This is a genomic window from Rhodoblastus acidophilus, from assembly GCF_009720655.1.
GTDB classification, from domain to species: domain Bacteria; phylum Pseudomonadota; class Alphaproteobacteria; order Rhizobiales; family Beijerinckiaceae; genus Rhodoblastus; species Rhodoblastus acidophilus_A.
In genome coordinates, this window is record NZ_WNKS01000059.1 from 1 (window position 1) to 711 (window position 711).

The following is a 711-nucleotide window of genomic DNA, read 5'->3' on the forward strand; positions in this document are numbered from 1 at the left end:
GTTACCGGTACGACGACCGCACATGGCGCCCGCCGCGGTTATCGGCGAAACTGGCAAGGGTCTGAATCCGTTGCGAGGTCTCGCTTAAACCCATGCATCAACACAGGAATGAAGGCGCCTCTTACAGGCGTGTCGAAGTTATCACGGGCCGGCGTCGGCGACGGTTTTGGAGCGACGAAGAAAAGGCGCGGATCGTTGCGGAAAGCGCCGATCCGGAAGCGAACGTGACCGAAGTCGCGCGGCGCAACGACGTCAGTCGCGGGTTGCTGAGCGTTTGGCGTCGCGAGGCCCGCTTTTCCCCGGTCGGAGCCTCGGCGTTCGCGAGAGTGCAGATTGAGGATGCCTCCGACAGCAGAATGGCGTCGGCGAACGGCGACGCCGCAATCGTCAGCCTGGACAGTCGGATTGAAATCCGGATCGGGAACGCGACGGTGTATGTGCCTGCTGGCGCCGACGCCGAGACGTTGAGGAACGTCTTGGCGGCGCTGCGGTTTGGACGATGATTTCGTTCGGGTCGGACGTCAGGGTGTTTGTGGCCACCCAGCCGATTGACTTCCGAAAAGGCGTGCATGGCTTGATTGGTCTGGTCGCCGAAGGGCTGAACGGCGCCCCATACAGCGGCGATGTCTTCGTTTTTCGCTCGAAACGGCCCGATCGTTTGAAAATTTTGGTCTTTGACGGAACGGGCATGTGGCTCATGACGAAATGGCT

2 protein-coding genes are annotated in these 711 nt (G+C 60.9%); both read left to right on the forward strand.

Annotation, left to right across the window (positions count from 1 at the left end; genetic code table 11):
* Nucleotides 1–92 precede the first annotated feature (92 nt).
* Nucleotides 93–503 carry an IS66-like element accessory protein TnpA gene (tnpA, locus tag GJ654_RS20690; RefSeq protein WP_155448064.1) on the forward strand — a complete coding sequence of 137 codons (411 nt, stop codon included), beginning with the start codon at nt 93–95 and terminating at the stop codon, nt 501–503.
* Nucleotides 500–711 (forward strand): IS66 family insertion sequence element accessory protein TnpB (gene tnpB, locus GJ654_RS21745; RefSeq protein WP_155448065.1); only part of this gene is annotated, 212 nt, incomplete at its 3' end. The genes tnpA and tnpB, both read left to right, overlap by 4 nt.

Bases quoted from the DNA above. Each gene is read 5' to 3' on its own strand.
- tnpA (WP_155448064.1), top strand. From the start codon at position 93: ATGCATCAACACAGGAATGAAGGCGCCTCTTACAGGCGTGTCGAAGTT.